This is a genomic window from Glutamicibacter sp. JC586, assembly GCF_009805585.1.
Lineage (GTDB): Bacteria > Actinomycetota > Actinomycetes > Actinomycetales > Micrococcaceae > Glutamicibacter.
In genome coordinates, this window is sequence record NZ_VHIN01000010.1 from 592,779 (window position 1) to 607,901 (window position 15,123).

Below are 15,123 nucleotides of genomic sequence, written 5' to 3' on the forward strand. Positions count from 1 at the left end.
ATCCTCGCGAATCTTGCGGGTAGGTAATACACCTTCATTTAGCAGTATTTACTACCCAAAAGGGTGGGGCGGCAGTCAACTTCTGAACTAGACTTTACCCATGGCACCGACGCAAACAACACCAACTTTCGATGTACCTGATCAGCTCATCGGGTGGGATCTGCTGGAGAAAATTTCGTTGCTGGCAGCCTCGCCATTGCTCGAAATTGCCGCAAGATTGAAGTCAGCACTAGTGCCCGCGCTTCGCTGCTCGGCGCTACTGATCTTTACCGAGGATTGCACCGGTCGGCCACAAAAGAAGGCCGGGGATGAATCAATCACGTCCAAGGTGAGCATCGCCGAATTGGAAGACATTCGAGATTCACACTCCGACCAGGTTCGCTGGCACGCAACCGATCTGATCGCGGGCGCTCAGCGTGATCTGCTGGTGCTGCGTTATCTGCCCAGCAGCGCCATTCTTGTGCTGGTGAATCCGACGTTCAACGAGTTACCAGTCCAGCCTGGCGGTTCCCGAGATTTGCTGGACTATCTCTGGGATCTGACCGCGGCACGCATTCGAGAGAAAGTTGCCGATGCCCCACCGTCATATTTGCGCGAGTCCCGCGCTGTGTCCGCGGAACGGACAAGGGTGACCACCGAGCTGGTGGACCAATTCTCCGCAGGTCTCGATGTCCTGCTCACGACCCTGCGCAGCAAGCAAAACACCGATGTTTCAACGCGTCAGAAGGCTACCGATTGGGCAGTACACACCCTCATTGGATTGCGCACACTCGATGACCGCACCAGTGGACTGGTCCAAGAACCGGTTGGTACTGCGTTCCGTCGTCTGCGCGATGACCTGCAACCGCTCAGTGAGGCCGGTGGCGTGGAATTGCAGTTCATCGAACCGCCAGCCGACGGTCGCGCCTTGCCTGGCGAAGTCGCCCACGCTGCGCGCTCGGTCATGCGCTCCTTAGCCATGCTCATGATGGAACAGGAATTGGTGCGGCGAATCCGAACTCAGTGGGATTGCGACGGCAAAAATCTGCTGATTAGTGTCCGCGATGATGGGCGAGGCCTGCTGGAGAACACCGCACCGACGATTCAGCGGCTACACCGTCAGGTACAAGCACTCAAAGGCAGCTTAGAGATTTCGGCCATTTCCGGGTGGGGCACCGAGGTTTCAATTTCGCTTCCTCTTGATGCGCCACAACAAACCTCCCCCGATGTTGCCCAGTGGCAGCTTGCCTCCCGTGAATTCGAGATTCTGCAACTACTCGCTTCAGGACAGCCGAACCGTTCCATCGCGGCGCAATTGAGCATTAGCGAGAATACGGTGAAATTTCATATACGGAACTTGTTCAAGAAGTTGAACGTGCATTCCCGTGCCGAGGCAACGGCGTTGGCCCACAATCGCGGGATCATGGACGCACTGTAGGCACCGCTCCGGGCGATTCCCCCGGAGACGAAAAACCGGCAGCGACATGATGTCGCTACCGGCTCACTGAAGATTTTTTACTTAGAAGTCGAAGTCGCCGAAGTCCCCACCGGCACCGCCAGTAAAGTCGCCGAACAGTCCCTCGCCGGCCGAGGAAATCTGCTCTCCTGCGCCGGAGACGGAATCACCAAATCCTTCCGCCAAGGATCCGAATTCTTCACCGATACCAGAGAAGCCTTCCAGCAGTGGCCCGGCGAGCGCAGTGCCAATAAACGCACCGGCCACACCGCCGAGTAAACCTACGCCTAGTCCCCCGGCCCCGGCGGCCAAGCCACCTGCCATACGTGATCGAACGGAAGACGATCCCAGAATCTTTTCCATGAATCCGGGACGAGAAACCTCGGCGCGTGTTGCGGCGCGAGCCAAGTCCTGAGGCTGATCACTGACCGGGCGTTCTGCCACCGGAAGCTGATCAGAGAGTTCAGCCTGTAACAGCGCGCGCTGCTGCGGGGTCAAGCGAGAGAAGGCCGCGGCGTGGGCGCGTTCCATGTCTTGAGGTGGTGCGGTGCGCAGCATGTACTTGTACTTCTCGATAGCCGCTTGATCCTCGCGGGACACACCAGTTGTCGCAGGACGCTGACCGGAGTAGTTTTGGTTCGCGTAGCTCTGATTTCCATAAGCAGGAGTCGTACCGCGCGAGGTTTGCGAGCCATTGGAGCTCCGCTCGTTGAGCTGCTCGCGCACGAATTCGCCGGCCATTGCTTTGCCCTTGCGGATCAACTTGTTGAACATGGACACGACTATCACTCCTTGTTTAGGGGTTAGGCGGCACGCTTTGGAACCGCTTCTACCTTGTTAAACTCCTAAGCCGTGAGGTTGGTTCCCGCACTGACTACTTCTCGCTGTGGGCTAAATACCCCTGCTCCGTGACGCCAGCGATAATAGCCCAAGCAGGCCAAGGTGAACGGAACACCGAAGTACAGGGCCGCTCGTTGCACTGGATCAAAGCCAACACCCAGCAAGGAAGCGGTCAACAGGATCAAAGCAATAATTGGCAGAATCGGGAACAGCGGCGCCTTATACGGCAGTGAGTCGGTGGAGCCATGTTCTGCCACGTAGTGCCGCCGGAATGAGATATGCGAAGCACAAATCACGATCCACACTGCTACCACCGCAAAACCTGCGACGGACACCAAAGCCAAGAAGAGTGATTCCGCGGCAATGACACTGGAGAGCAGAGAGACAAGTCCTCCAAGCATGGACAGGCTCAGCGCCAACATTGGAATGCCGCGATTATTGGTCTTGGACAAGGCCTTCGGCGCCTGACCGGCTGCACCCATTGAGTGCAACATTCGAGCGCAAGAGTACAGTCCGGAATTACCGGCCGAGAGAAGCGCGGTAATGATCACAAAGTTCATCAGATCCGCACCGGCAGGTAGTCCAGCCACATCAAGAATGGTGACAAACGGACTCTCATTAGCCCCGGCTTGCGCCCAAGGAATGATCGCGGCGACCACCACGATGGCTCCGATGAAGAAGACGGTTAGTCGCACTACCGCGGTGCGAATGGCTCGCGGAATGCTCAACTGTGGATCCTTGGCCTCGCCCGCGGCTACACCAATCAGTTCGGTGCCGCTAAAGGCGTAGAACACCGAGAGGATAGTGACCAGAACGCCGGTAATACCGGTAGGGAACAGTCCGTGTTCGGTGTGGAAGTTTGAGAAACCTATTGTCCCAGCCTCACTCGCTGGATTGATGCCCAGAATCGTAGCCAGACCGACGACGATCACCAGCAGCACGGCGGCCACCTTGATCAGTGAAAACCAGAATTCACTTTCACCAAAGACCCGTGAAGAAATGGCGTTCAGTGTAAAGAGCAACGCAGCAAAGATCAGTGAGAAGATCCAGACCGAGACATCGGGGAACCACCTTTGCATCAGCAACCCGGCCGCGGTGAATTCACTTGCTAGGGCCACCGCCCAACACAACCAATATAGCCAGGCTGTAGCAAATCCCCACGCCGGTCCGAGGTCCCGGGTGGCGTGGGCGTGGAAACCGCCGGCCACCGGATGCTTGGCCGAGAGTTCGCCCAACCCGCTCATGACCATGTAGGCCACCAGAGCTCCGACCGCATAGGCCAGTACAGCACCGAACGGTCCAGCTTGGGAGATGGTGTAACCGGAAGAGACAAACAGTCCGGAGCCGATCACACCGCCCAAGGCAATCATGACTAGGTGACGCGACGTCATGGTTCGCCTTAATGCCGACTCGGTATTCTCGCTCTGGTTGCTCTCGGTAATAATCTCGGCCATGGAACTCCTTCAAAAATAAATGCGTTCCAGAATATCGAGATTCGCCGGGCCTTTTTCGCCGGACTGTCATGTGCTGTCACAGTACGTCAAGATCGGTCATGCAAGGGGTTGGCGTGTACTCTCAATGGCGTGCTTACCTCGAATGAATCCAGCAATTTCCTGACCACGTTGAAGGCAAAAGACGCCGCACCGGTCATTCTTGACGGCGGGCTTGGTACCCATCTGGCCGACCGTGGCAATGACGTCACCGGCCAGTTGTGGTCTGCGCAGATCCTGCTGGATCGTCCCGACGAAGTGCGAGCCGCACATCAAGACTTTTTTGCGGCCGGGGCGCAGGTAGCGACCACCTGCTCCTATCAGGTCAGCCGCGACGGCCTTGCGCAGGTTGGCTCCGCCGACAAGTTCGAAACCATGCTTCGCACCAGTGTCGCGCTAGCGCAAGAAGCTGCCGCCGCCAATGGTGGCGAAGCACCGCGTTGGGTGGCTGCCTCGGTAGGACCCTACGGCGCCGGCCCAGGAGCTGGCACCGAATACGATGGCGCCTATGATCTCAGCGCCAACGAGTTGATCGATTGGCACCGCGAACGTCTAGAAATTCTGGCCAGTACCCCGGCGGACGTCATCATCTTCGAAACCGTACCAAGCGCGGCCGAAGTCGAAGCTCTCACCTCGCTGGCCAAGGATCTTGAGCTACCCGCCATCCTTAGTCTCTCGGTTCGCGCCGATGAACACGGCAACATTGCCTTGGGCGATGGAACGAATCTTCGACAGGTTGCCAAGATCGTGCAGGAATCCGGAGTCTGGGCAGGCGTTGGAGTGAATTGTTGTCCGGTGCCTGTTGCCGTCGAGGCCCTAAAAATCCTCGGTGAAGAAACTGGCCTGCCGCTCTCGGCATACCCGAACAGCGGAGAGATCTGGGACCACGAAGCACGTGTTTGGCGACCGGGCAATGAAGGCACTGATCTGCCTTCAGCAGTGCCAGAACTTGTTGCTGCCGGTGCTCGCCTGATCGGTGGCTGCTGCCAGGTCAGCCCGGAACAGATTACGCGGGTGCGCGAAGCAGCGCAGCTCGTCTAAAGATAAAGATCAGGGCATCGCGTGAACGAGTCTCTGCCGGAATCCAGACAATAGGTTCGCGCTGTCCGCCCACGAAGACAGCTTGAACCATTAAAAACAATGTGGAAGAAGGTCGTGGCGATTGGCTTATCAAGCCGTCCCACGCACCACCGACTGCTTAGTGCAGCGAAAGCAACCATTCATTGAGTTCGGCGACGGCGTGTTCCAGGTCAATGGCGACTTCCGCGGATTTGGCGGCGTCCGCATAGCTCTCCAGCCAATGCCGGTGAGCTACCAACGCCACAGGCCAGGTCCTCGGCGGCATACCCATGGCCTGCGCTTCGACCGCTCGAGCCGCGAAGATGTCGGTCACCGCGTTGTGGATCTCTTCCAGCGCGGGGTGTCCGGTACGCGTCGCGAGATCGCGCAACAACAACAGATCAACGACGTCGCGAGCACGATCGTTGACCTCGTGTGGCGGATCATGCGGGTCGGTGCTTGCGTGGATCTTCTGTGCGATCTGGTACGCCATCGACAGACTCACAAGTCGTTCCGGCGTCGGCAGTCCGAATCCCGCAAGCGATGGCGAGGGAATCTCTTCCGTCCGAATACCCGCGTTGCCCTCGTCGAGCGAGATTTCGACCTGCACCCGTCGCCATGTCACACCCTTTATGGCGACTTTGATGTCGAAACGACGAGGGTTTACGATTCGGGTAGGAACACGGATCTCTTGTGCTTCGCCGCGCGTCATCGTAAGCGGCCCCCAGGACTCAGTCAGAGTCGCATCGAGCTTGCCCAAGAATTCATCTAGGTCTGTGCGGACGAGTCCGTCAATGTCCTGAGTCGTGCGGGACATGCCGGACAGGCGATACTGCAGCATCGTCTCACCCTTGAGCAAGAACAGCGAGCGCCCGTCTTCGTCAACGGTGCGTTGCAGCGCGGCTGTCACAACGGTGGCGGCGACGAGCCAGCCGAGTCGCGGCCCATAGGAGTCGAGACGATCGCGTGCTTATGCGATCCATCCGTCGAGCACACGCGCGTTAGTGGGCTCCTTCTTCTTGGGGTCCAACTTCTTCGGTGAAGCCGCAAGGTTGTCCACGTCATCGGTGGCCATCTCGCTCCTCTAGTCTGCGCACGAGTTCGATTTGCTGCTCGGGTCCGAGCTGCCTGCCACGCCCAGCACGGTCAATCGCTTGTTTCAATAAATAAGTGGATACGCCGGACCCGATGCACTGAGCAATCGTCGTCTGCACATCGGTGACTGGCATTTCCTGGCACCAGGTCACCTGCCTCGATGCAAGGTTTTCGTAATGGACGGCGTAGCCATCGCCGCCAGCTCGGCGCAGTCGGTGCCCCCTAGGGACCGTGAGATGGATACGTGCTGGGTTAATATCTGAGATCTCCCAGGCTTGCAGCGCCGTTTCATGGCTCAGCACCGCACCGTCAATTCCAGTCCACAGCAGGGCGAGGCGATACTGATCAAACTCGGTCACAGGAATCAACGGCACCCGATACACACCGTGCCCCACCCTAGACAGCCGCCCCCGCGTCACCATCTTCGACAGATCGGCATGTGTAACGCCTTCCTCAAGTGCCTGGACCGTTGTGGCATACCCGTGCTGATCCAGCGCGATTTCGCGCAGTACATCGAGCTTGGTAACAGTAGTCATGTCAAAACCTTACCAAAAAGGAAAGGTTTTGACATCTATGGCATCCTTATCTTCGTCAGGAGTGTCACTCACGACCTACTTAGCTAGAGCACGCGGTTGCGGAGTTTCAGGTTGTCCCGCCAGCCGAACGGCAGGTTTCGAGAGCAGTCCCATCAGCTGCGCCGCCACGCTCACCGCGATCACTGCCGGCTCTTTACCGGTAATCTCCGGTATCCCGATGGGGCACTGAATCTTAGAAATCTGTTGCTCAGTGTGCCCACTTTCGCCAAGATTTTTGCGGAAACGGGACCATTTGGCTGTGGAACCGATCAGCCCGATCGAACCCAGCGAGGGATGCGTTACGGCAGCATCGCAGAGGTGGAAATCCTCGGCATGATCATGGGTCATGATCAACACATGGCTGCCCTCAGGAAGAGTGCTCAGGACCTGTTCTCCCATGACCGCCACCTGCGTTTGAATACGCGCAACGCTCGGCAGCAGTTGCGCTGCTTCAGCGATAGCTTCGGGCCGCGAATCAGTGAGATACAAGTCGATGGGGTGACGAGAAAGAATGCGGGCTAGTTCCATGCCCACATGTCCCACCCCAAAAATTGCCACGGTCTTGGGCACGGGCAATGGCTCCAGCAAAAGCTTCACTTCCCCACCGCAACATTGACGTCCATACTTCGCCGGCGCCTTATCGTTCAGCCGCAGCTCCATGATTTCTGGGGTACAACTTCCGGTTGCGATCATCTCCCGGGCGCGGGCGACGGCAGCCATTTCGAGGTTGCCGCCACCCACTGTCCCGAAGGTTTCGTCATCGGCGATCACCATTTTGGCACCAGCTTCTCGCGGAGCATGCCCGCGTACTTCGGTCACCGTTATCAGCACTGCCGCACGACGTTCATTACGTAGCGCGGTCACCGCATCAATCCATGACAACATGGCTACTCACGCACCGAGTCGATAGCCCAGAACACCGCTTCCGGGGTCGCAGGCGAGGCCAGATTCACTGAAGATCCTTGCGGACCAAAGGCTGCTACCGCTTGCCGTAACGCTTCGCGGACCGAGAAGGCCAACATCAACGGCGGTTCGCCTACCGCTTTGGATCCGTACACCACCCCTTCTTCATGCGCCTTATCCAGCAGTGCCACATTAAAGACTTCTGGCATTTCAGAGAAGCTCGGGATCTTGTAGGTACTGGCCGCTTGGGTGGCCACCCGACCGCGGCCCGGGCCATCGGAAGTATCCCAACGCAAATCTTCGAGGGTGAGCCAACCGGTCCCCTGAAGGAAGCCGCCTTCGATCTGGCCCAGATCGATCATGGGCGAGAGTGAATCACCTACATCGTGAACGATGTCCACGCGTCGTAATACATAGGATCCGTCAAAGCTAGAGACCTCAACTTCGCTGGCTGCTACCCCATAGGAGAAGTACTTAAACGGGCTACCGGTCATGCGTGAGAGATCCCAGTGCAACCCCTCCGTCCGGTAGTATCCGGCGGCCGAGAGTTGGATGCGTTGCATATACGCATCGCGCACCAGCACGTTCCATTCCAGTTCTTCGCTCTTACCTAACGCGGTGACCTTGCCGTTGTCAAAACGAATATCCGCGGCAGGGACCCCGAACTTGCCGGCGGCCACCTGAGCCAGACGAGCCTGGATCTGCTCGCAGGCGTCTTTGACGGCACCACCGTTCAGGTCACTGCCAGAGCTGGCCGCGGTGGCCGAAGTATTAGGCACCTTGTCTGTCCGGGTCGGAGCAATGCGCACACTTGATAGCGGCACACCAAGACTGGTCGCGGCCACCTGCAACATTTTGGTATGTAGGCCCTGCCCCATTTCCGTGCCACCATGATTGACCAGCACCGAACCGTCTTTGTACACCAGCACCAATGCGCCGCCCTGATTAAAGGCAGTGAGGTTAAAGGAGATGCCAAACTTCACCGGAGTGATCGCCAGCGCCCGCTTACTGTACTGGTTACCGGCATTAAACTGCGCAATGTCAGCTTCGCGTTGCGCTATATCAGCCGAGTTCAGAACTTGCTGCCACGCTGCCCCGATGCGTTCGGGATGGCGTACCGGCTGGAAGTACGGGGTGTCCTGACCTTCGGTATAGAAGTTTTTGCGGCGCAGTTCCCTGGCATCAATGCCTAGTTGCGGAGCCACCCGACCCAAAATATCTTCCATGACCAGCATGCCTTGGGGACCGCCAAAACCACGGAACGCGGTCTGCGAGGTCTTATGGCATTTTGCCACTCGTCCAGCTACTCGGATATTGGGAATCCAATAGGAATTATCGATATGACACATGGCACGGGTGAGTACCGGCTCGGAAAGATCAAGGCTCCACCCGCCATCTGCTGTCAGCTGGGCATCAAGGGCAAGAATTCGTCCCTGATCATCAAACCCAATTTTCCAGCTGGCATAAAAACCGTGGCGCTTACCGGTCATGGTCATATCCAGTGTGCGGTCTAGCCGCACCCTCACAGGTCGACCGGTCAGCTGGGCACCTAGGGCAGCGACCGCGGCATAACCGTGCGGTTGCATTTCTTTGCCACCAAAACCGCCACCCATGCGCAAAACCTGCACCGAGATTTCATGGGCCGGCACCCCGAGCACATGCGAAACGATGTCCTGAGTTTCGGTGGGATGCTGGGTAGAACAATGGATCAGGATCTGTCCGGCTTCATCTACTAAGGCAAGTGAGTTTTGGGTTTCTAGATAGAAATGTTCCTGCCCGGCAAAGTCGAAGTCACCTTCAAAAACATGGGTGGCCTGTTCAAATCCGGCTTCCCAATCGCCTTTTTGGATCACCGGTTGAATACCGTGAAAACTCTCCGCTTTGATGGCATCTTGCACCGTGATCAACGATTCCAGGGCGGCATACTCAACTGCCACCGCTTTGGCGCCGGCCTTAGCAGCCTCCAAAGTTTCACCCAGAACCCAGGCCATCGGCTGTCCGTAGAACATGACTTCGTCATCGGGTAACAACGGCTCATCATGTTTTGCGCCCTGGTCGTTGACCCCGGGAATATCGGCCGCCATAATCACCCGAATCACCCCGGGAACACGTAGCGCCCCGCTGGTGTCTAAGTTCAGAATTTTTGCGTGGGCGATGGTTGATTGCACCGGATAGGCATGCAGAACCCCGGTGAGTCGGTGGGCTAGGTCATCGGTATACAGTGCAGTTCCGGTGACATGCGCTGCCGCCGATTCGTGAGGCTGGCGCTGTCCGACGATGGCCGAATCTGGCCGTTGAGATAGCTGGCTCATTATTTTGCCTCCTTACCCGAAGCCATGACCGCTAGTTGTTGTGCATAGAACCGTTCGAGGGAGGAGGCGAGCATGGCCCGTCGATACTTCGCGCTGGCTCGGTGATCTTCCATCGGGGTGCCTTCGCCTGCCATAACCTTGGCTGCTTCACGAATAGTCTGGATGCTCCACGCTTTGCCTTCAAGCATCGCTTCGGTGGCGAGAGCGCGCAACGGTGTTGCGGCCACACCGCCTAGGCCGATTCGGGCTGAGGTGATGATGCCCCCATGAACACTCACTGCGTAGCCCACGGCCACCGAGGAAATATCGTCAAAGCGTCGCTTAGAGATTTTCTGGAAGCTAGTCAGGGACTTGAGCGGCAACGGAATTCGTACCGCAGTGATCAGTTCACCATCAGCCCGCACGCTCTGCCGGTAACCGGTGAAATACTGCGACAAGTCCACTACGCGTTGCCCCTTGGCACTGGTCAATACCAATTGCGCTTCCAGGGCCAGTAACGCTGGCGGGGTGTCGCCGATCGGTGAACCAGTGCCGAGGTTTCCGCCAAGCGTGGCCGAGTTTCGAATCAGTCGGGAGGCAAATTGTCCAAAAAGCTGACCCAATAATGGAATGCGTCCTGCTACTTGTCGTTCTAGTTCGCTCAGGGTGAGGCTAGCTCCAAGCTCTACGTAGTTTTCCTCCCAACAAATCTGACGTAATTCTTCGAGCCGGTCGATGGCCAGCACATTACGGGCCCGGGCGCCTTTAATATTGACTTCTACACCCCAGTCAGTGCTGCCAGCTACTACCGTGGTTTGTGGTTCATCAGCCAAGATCTGCAACGCTTCAGCAAGGTTAGCTGGCCGGCGGAACCGTCCGAGTTCGCCGGTAGGAGCGTCCGCGGCATACAGGTCCGTAGCTACCGGCGCCGGTGCGCTGCGCCGCTGACGAGCGGCGAGCGGATCTTCGCTGTTGGGCTCATCTAATGCGTAGGCAGCATCACGAATCGGGCGATAGCCGGTGCACCGGCACAGGTTTCCAGAGAGCGCATGCAGGTCAAAACCATTGGGTCCGCACTCATGATCTTTAGCTCCCTTCGGAGCATCTGCCGAACGCTGGGGCCGGTAGTATTCAGCCGCCATGGAACAGATGAACCCCGGGGTGCAGTAACCGCACTGCGATCCCCCACGCTCGGCCATCTCTTGCTGGACCGGATGCATCTCATCGATGGTGCCTAGACCTTCGGCGGTGATGACTTCTTGCCCGTCTAGTGCCGCGGCAGGAACCAGGCAGGCGTTCACCGAGGTCCACCGGCTACCTTCGCCATCGCTGCGCGCTACCAAAATCGCGCAGGCCCCGCACTCACCTTCGGCACAGCCTTCCTTGCTACCAACCAGTGATTGGTTGCGCAAAAAATCTAGCGCGTTGCTATGCGGTGGACCGGCAAAGTCCATCTCGTGGCCGTTGACGGTGATCCGGCAACCGGTTGTTAGGGAAACTTCGGCACTCATGGCCTTGACACCTCCTGCACCCGTGGAACCGGGCGCACCGTGAATGATTTGGATACTGTGCGGGAGAAACCGCGTTTAGTGTCCGTGCGCGATCTGACCCTTGGACCAGGCAATGCAGTCACCCATCAGGTCTTCACCTTTCATTCACGTAGTGCTATCAAATATAACCCGGATCACATCCGCGTATCGGGTGTCACTGCAACAGCACGGTCAGCGGACCGCGTGCGAAGTACACCAAGAATCCGGCTGCAACGATCCACATCAGTGGATGGACCTTGCGATGGCGACCGGCCGCGGTATTAACCACAACCCAGGCAATGAAGCCAGCGCCAATTCCATTGGCAATGGAATAGGTCAGCGGCATGGTGATCAAGGTCAGGAATGCAGGCATGGCGCTGGAGAACCGTTTAAAGTTGATCTCTCTAATCTGCGCACACATCATCGTTCCCACCAACACCAAAGCCGCGGCCGCCACTTCCATAGGGACCACGGAGGTCAGTGGGGTGAAGAACATCGAGCCGAGGAACAGGACTCCGGTAATCACCGAGGCTAGCCCGGTGCGTGCGCCTTCGCCGATACCTGCCGCCGAATCAACATAGACGGTATTGGACGAGCTGGATCCAGCTCCTCCAGCTACCGCGCCCAGACCTTCGATCACGAAGGCAGCTTTGAGCCTGGGGAATGTTCCGTCTTTGCTGGCCACCCCGGCATTTTTAGCCAGCCCGGTCATGGTGCCCATGGCATCAAAGAAGTTGGTGAACACCAGGGTGAAAACCAGCATGGTCGCCGCCAGCACCCCGATCCTGCTAAACGAGCCGAATAGGTCAAAGTTTCCCGCTAAGGAAAGATCAGGTAGCGACACTATTTGGCCTTGCAACACCGGCATATTCAGGTGCCAGCCATGCGGGTTCGTTTCGCTGCTCGGGCCGATCCTGAACAGCTGCTCGGCGATCACCGCCAACACCGTGGAGATCACGATCCCGATCAAGATTCCGCCCTGCACCCCGCGAGCCACCAAAGCTCCCATAATCAGCAGGCCCAACACAAAGATCATCGTGGGAATGGAAACGATCGAGCCGCCTTCACCCAGCTGCACCGGAGGCCCGGCTTCGGTACGGGTCACGAATCCGGAATCAACAAATCCAATAAAGGTGATGAATAGTCCGATGCCAACGGTGATGGCCGCCTTCAGGTCTTTGGGGATGGCCCGGAAAATCGCGGTGCGAATGCCGGTCATTCCAAAGAGCACGATCAGCACACCGTTGATCACCACCAACCCCATGGCCTCTGGCCAGGTCACTTCTTGGACCACCGAGACGGCCAGGAAGGAGTTCATTCCCAGCCCTGCGGCCAACGCGAATGGCAAGTTGGCAATCAGGCCGAAGAGGATGGTCATCACCGCGGCGGTCAGTGAGGTCATCGCCCCCACTTGGGCCGCGGGCAACCAGTTCCCCGCCACATCCACCGGGGCGGCCTCGGGGCTGAATCCGCCGATAATTAGCGGATTCAAAATCACGATGTAGGCCATCGTGAAGAAGGTGACCAACCCACCTCTAAACTCTCGGATCAGTGTGGATCCGCGTGCGGTGATCTGGAAGAAGGAATCCAGCATTTTTCCCGGGCCACGAGGCTCGGGTGCGGATGTGACACGGTCTTGGCTACGACTAAGCGTTGTCATGACCGGCGCCTAGTAATCGGTGCGGGATTCCAAGGCGTCCCAAGCTTGGAAAGGCTTGAGGAATTCAACTTTTTCGTGCTCGAAGTGCGATACCGGCATTAGCGCGCGGTTTGAATCCTTCTCGAAGTATTCGTAGAACACCGCGTCGTCAAAGCCCGCCTTGGCCGCATCGTGGCGGTCGGCGGCAAAGTACACCTTCTCGATGCGGGCCCACAGGGAGGTGGCTAGGCACATGGGGCATGGTTCGCAGCTGGTGTAGAGCACGCAGCCGCTCAGGTCGAAGGTTTCTAGCGCGGCGGCTGCGGTGCGAATGGCCACGACTTCGGCGTGGGCGGAGGGGTCGTTGGTTGCGGTGACGCGGTTGACTCCTTCGAAGACCTGCCCGTCCGGGCTGACCACGACGGCTCCGAAGGGTCCGCCTTGGTTGTGAACGTTCTGGGTGGCAAGATCGATGGCCATCGAAAGATAGTCTTGGCCGTTGGTATTAACGCTCATCGCGTGTCTCCTCATGCTTGGCTCAAGCACGGTGCATCACGAACGTAATCATCATGAACCGGCCGCACTTGGCTGCTGAATTTATCAGTTGCACGCCCGGTAGATAGCGACCCATTGATGGGTGCCCGCCATAGACACGTATGAGATTATCAGCGTGATCTGCGCCTCGCAATGTTTTTTGAGATTCTTTTTTCACAATATGAATAATTGGCGATTTTTTGCGTTTCCAACGGATTACAAACCTCTATCGCCAACAAATGAGCACCCGTGAAATTAAGTTCCCCTCGGTGCAACACCCTCTGCACGTTAGTGAAATACCGGTTTGTCATGCTCTAAGCATCAGTCATCTGCGAAGGGAAAAAATGCCGTGAGCTCACAAGTAGACCCCGGGGCGCAACTGCGTACCGCTACCGCACCATCCCTAGACATCACCCCAGGACGTTGGATCAACAACTGGAGCCCCGAAGAGACAAACTTCTGGCAATCGGTCGGCCAGCGCACCGCCGGGGTTAACCTCAAATGGTCAATCTGTGCCGAATTCCTTGGCTTCAGCATCTGGCAGCTCTTTGCCATCATCGTGGTGTACCTCCCCGCCGCAGGTTTCACCTACACCACCTCCCAGCTGTTCTGGCTGATCTCCATGCCAAGCCTGGTTGGTGCCACCCTGCGTATCCCTTACACATTCATGGTCGCCCGCTTCGGTGGACGAAACTGGACCATCGCTTCGGCCCTACTGCTTTTGGTTCCAGCCGTCGGGCTCTCCTTCGCGCTCGCCAACACCTCCACGCCTTTCGGCGTGATGTTGCTACTGGCAGCACTGACCGGTTTTGGTGGCGGTAACTTCGCTTCCTCGATGGCTAACATCACCCACTTCTACCCGGCAGCACAAAAGGGTTGGGCACTGGGGCTGAACGCTGCTGGCGGTAACCTCGGAGCGGCCGTAGCTCAGCTGCTGGTGCCGATCGCGATCACCGTTTTTGCAGCAGGTTCCCTGCAGCTACCTCTGGCCGGGGTCATCTGGATTCCCTTGATCCTGATCTCCGCTTTTGGCGCATGGAAATACATGCACAACCTGACCTCTGCGAAGTCCGATGTCCGCGGAGCAATCGCTTGCCTGAAAGAAAAGCACCTGTGGATCATCGCCAGCCTCTACGTGGGAACTTTCGGTTCGTTCATCGGCTTTGCTGCGGTCTTCCCCAAGCTGATTGTTGATACCTTCCCCGCCTACTCTCACCTGCCACTGGGCACCGCAACCATCACCTTGGCCTTCCTCGGACCACTAGTTGGCTCACTGGCCCGCCCTTACGGTGGCAAGCTTGCCGACCGCATCGGCGGGGCAAAAATCACCGTGGCGGCTCTAGCCACCATGGCGCTTATTACCGCACTGGTGGTGCTGACCCTTCCGCTGGCGAACTTCTGGCTATTCTTGGCACTGTTCTTGATGCTCTTCGCCACTACCGGCATCGGCAATGGGTCCACCTACCGCATGATCCCGGCCGTCTTCGCCCTGGGTGTGGGATCCAAGGGAGCCGAGGCATCGCGTAAGTCAGCGGCCGCTCTGGGACTGATCTCAGCGATCGGCGCCTACGGTGGATTCCTGATTCCACAAGCACTGGGATTCTCGATGTCCAACGCCGGGTCTTACAGCCCAGCATTCATCGTCTTCATCGTCGCCTATCTCGGGCTGATGCTGGTGACTTGGTTCAACTATGCACGCCGCGGAACCCGCTTCGCTGCACACGGAGTCTAGA

12 protein-coding genes are annotated in these 15,123 nt (G+C 57.8%); 3 read left to right on the forward strand and 9 right to left on the reverse strand.

Annotation, left to right across the window (positions count from 1 at the left end; all coding sequences use genetic code 11):
* Positions 1-100 precede the first annotated feature (100 nt).
* Entirely contained in the window at positions 101-1,417 is a 1,317-nt protein-coding gene (locus tag FJV47_RS10700) for a response regulator transcription factor family protein (protein WP_159612752.1), read from the forward strand.
* An 81-nt stretch (positions 1,418-1,498) separates the two neighbouring features.
* On the opposite strand, the gene FJV47_RS10705 is transcribed toward FJV47_RS10700, so the two are convergent.
* Positions 1,499-2,209, reverse strand: coding sequence for a hypothetical protein (locus FJV47_RS10705; protein ID WP_159613167.1), 711 nt, complete (start codon positions 2,207-2,209; stop codon positions 1,499-1,501).
* 71 nt (positions 2,210-2,280) lie between these two features.
* Complete coding sequence (locus FJV47_RS10710) at positions 2,281-3,729, reverse strand: amino acid permease (RefSeq protein WP_159612754.1); 1,449 nt, start codon at positions 3,727-3,729, stop codon at positions 2,281-2,283.
* A gap of 129 nt (positions 3,730-3,858) precedes the next feature.
* Between FJV47_RS10710 and mmuM the strand changes: the two genes are divergently transcribed.
* Positions 3,859-4,806 (forward strand): homocysteine S-methyltransferase, encoded by a 948-nt coding sequence (mmuM, locus tag FJV47_RS10715; RefSeq protein WP_235026417.1) that lies wholly within the window; start codon positions 3,859-3,861, stop codon positions 4,804-4,806.
* A 157-nt stretch (positions 4,807-4,963) separates the two neighbouring features.
* Here mmuM and FJV47_RS10720 read toward each other — a convergent pair whose 3' ends face one another.
* The 7 genes from FJV47_RS10720 to FJV47_RS10750 all read right to left on the reverse strand — a co-directional run bounded on the left by FJV47_RS10720 (position 4,964) and on the right by FJV47_RS10750 (position 13,372).
* The gene (locus FJV47_RS10720) at positions 4,964-5,734 is read right to left on the reverse strand and encodes a nucleotidyl transferase AbiEii/AbiGii toxin family protein (protein ID WP_159612756.1); all 771 of its coding nucleotides are present in this window, start codon (positions 5,732-5,734) and stop codon (positions 4,964-4,966) included.
* 151 nt (positions 5,735-5,885) lie between these two features.
* Entirely contained in the window at positions 5,886-6,455 is a 570-nt protein-coding gene (locus tag FJV47_RS10725; protein ID WP_159612758.1) for a type IV toxin-antitoxin system AbiEi family antitoxin domain-containing protein, read from the reverse strand.
* A gap of 75 nt (positions 6,456-6,530) precedes the next feature.
* Positions 6,531-7,379: a xanthine dehydrogenase accessory protein XdhC gene (gene xdhC / locus FJV47_RS10730; protein WP_159612760.1), complete on the reverse strand. Its 849-nt coding sequence runs from the start codon at positions 7,377-7,379 to the stop codon at positions 6,531-6,533.
* A 2-nt stretch (positions 7,380-7,381) separates the two neighbouring features.
* A complete protein-coding gene (gene xdhB / locus FJV47_RS10735; protein ID WP_159612762.1) occupies positions 7,382-9,709 on the reverse strand; it encodes a xanthine dehydrogenase molybdopterin binding subunit in 2,328 nt (775 codons plus the stop codon).
* On the reverse strand, positions 9,709-11,199 hold the full coding sequence (locus FJV47_RS10740) for a xanthine dehydrogenase small subunit (protein ID WP_159612764.1): 1,491 nt from the start codon (positions 11,197-11,199) through the stop codon (positions 9,709-9,711). Before FJV47_RS10740 ends, xdhB begins: the two co-directional genes overlap by 1 nt.
* Positions 11,200-11,392: 193 nt before the next feature.
* A complete protein-coding gene (locus tag FJV47_RS10745; protein ID WP_159612766.1) occupies positions 11,393-12,877 on the reverse strand; it encodes an NCS2 family permease in 1,485 nt (494 codons plus the stop codon).
* 9 nt (positions 12,878-12,886) lie between these two features.
* Entirely contained in the window at positions 12,887-13,372 is a 486-nt protein-coding gene (locus FJV47_RS10750; RefSeq protein ID WP_159612768.1) for a nucleoside deaminase, read from the reverse strand.
* A gap of 367 nt (positions 13,373-13,739) precedes the next feature.
* On the opposite strand from FJV47_RS10750, the gene FJV47_RS10755 reads away from it, so the two are divergent.
* Positions 13,740-15,122: an MFS transporter gene (locus tag FJV47_RS10755; protein WP_159612770.1), complete on the forward strand. Its 1,383-nt coding sequence runs from the start codon at positions 13,740-13,742 to the stop codon at positions 15,120-15,122.
* Position 15,123 lies beyond the last annotated feature (1 nt).

Bases quoted from the DNA above. Each gene is read 5' to 3' on its own strand.
- FJV47_RS10700 (WP_159612752.1), top strand. From the start codon at position 101: ATGGCACCGACGCAAACAACACCAACTTTCGATGTACCTGATCAGCTC.
- FJV47_RS10705 (WP_159613167.1), bottom strand. From the start codon at position 2,209: ATGTTCAACAAGTTGATCCGCAAGGGCAAAGCAATGGCCGGCGAATTC.
- FJV47_RS10710 (WP_159612754.1), bottom strand. From the start codon at position 3,729: ATGGCCGAGATTATTACCGAGAGCAACCAGAGCGAGAATACCGAGTCG.
- FJV47_RS10725 (WP_159612758.1), bottom strand. From the start codon at position 6,455: ATGACTACTGTTACCAAGCTCGATGTACTGCGCGAAATCGCGCTGGAT.
- xdhC (WP_159612760.1), bottom strand. From the start codon at position 7,379: ATGTTGTCATGGATTGATGCGGTGACCGCGCTACGTAATGAACGTCGT.
- xdhB (WP_159612762.1), bottom strand. From the start codon at position 9,709: ATGAGCCAGCTATCTCAACGGCCAGATTCGGCCATCGTCGGACAGCGC.
- FJV47_RS10740 (WP_159612764.1), bottom strand. From the start codon at position 11,199: ATGAGTGCCGAAGTTTCCCTAACAACCGGTTGCCGGATCACCGTCAAC.
- FJV47_RS10745 (WP_159612766.1), bottom strand. From the start codon at position 12,877: ATGACAACGCTTAGTCGTAGCCAAGACCGTGTCACATCCGCACCCGAG.
- FJV47_RS10750 (WP_159612768.1), bottom strand. From the start codon at position 13,372: ATGAGCGTTAATACCAACGGCCAAGACTATCTTTCGATGGCCATCGAT.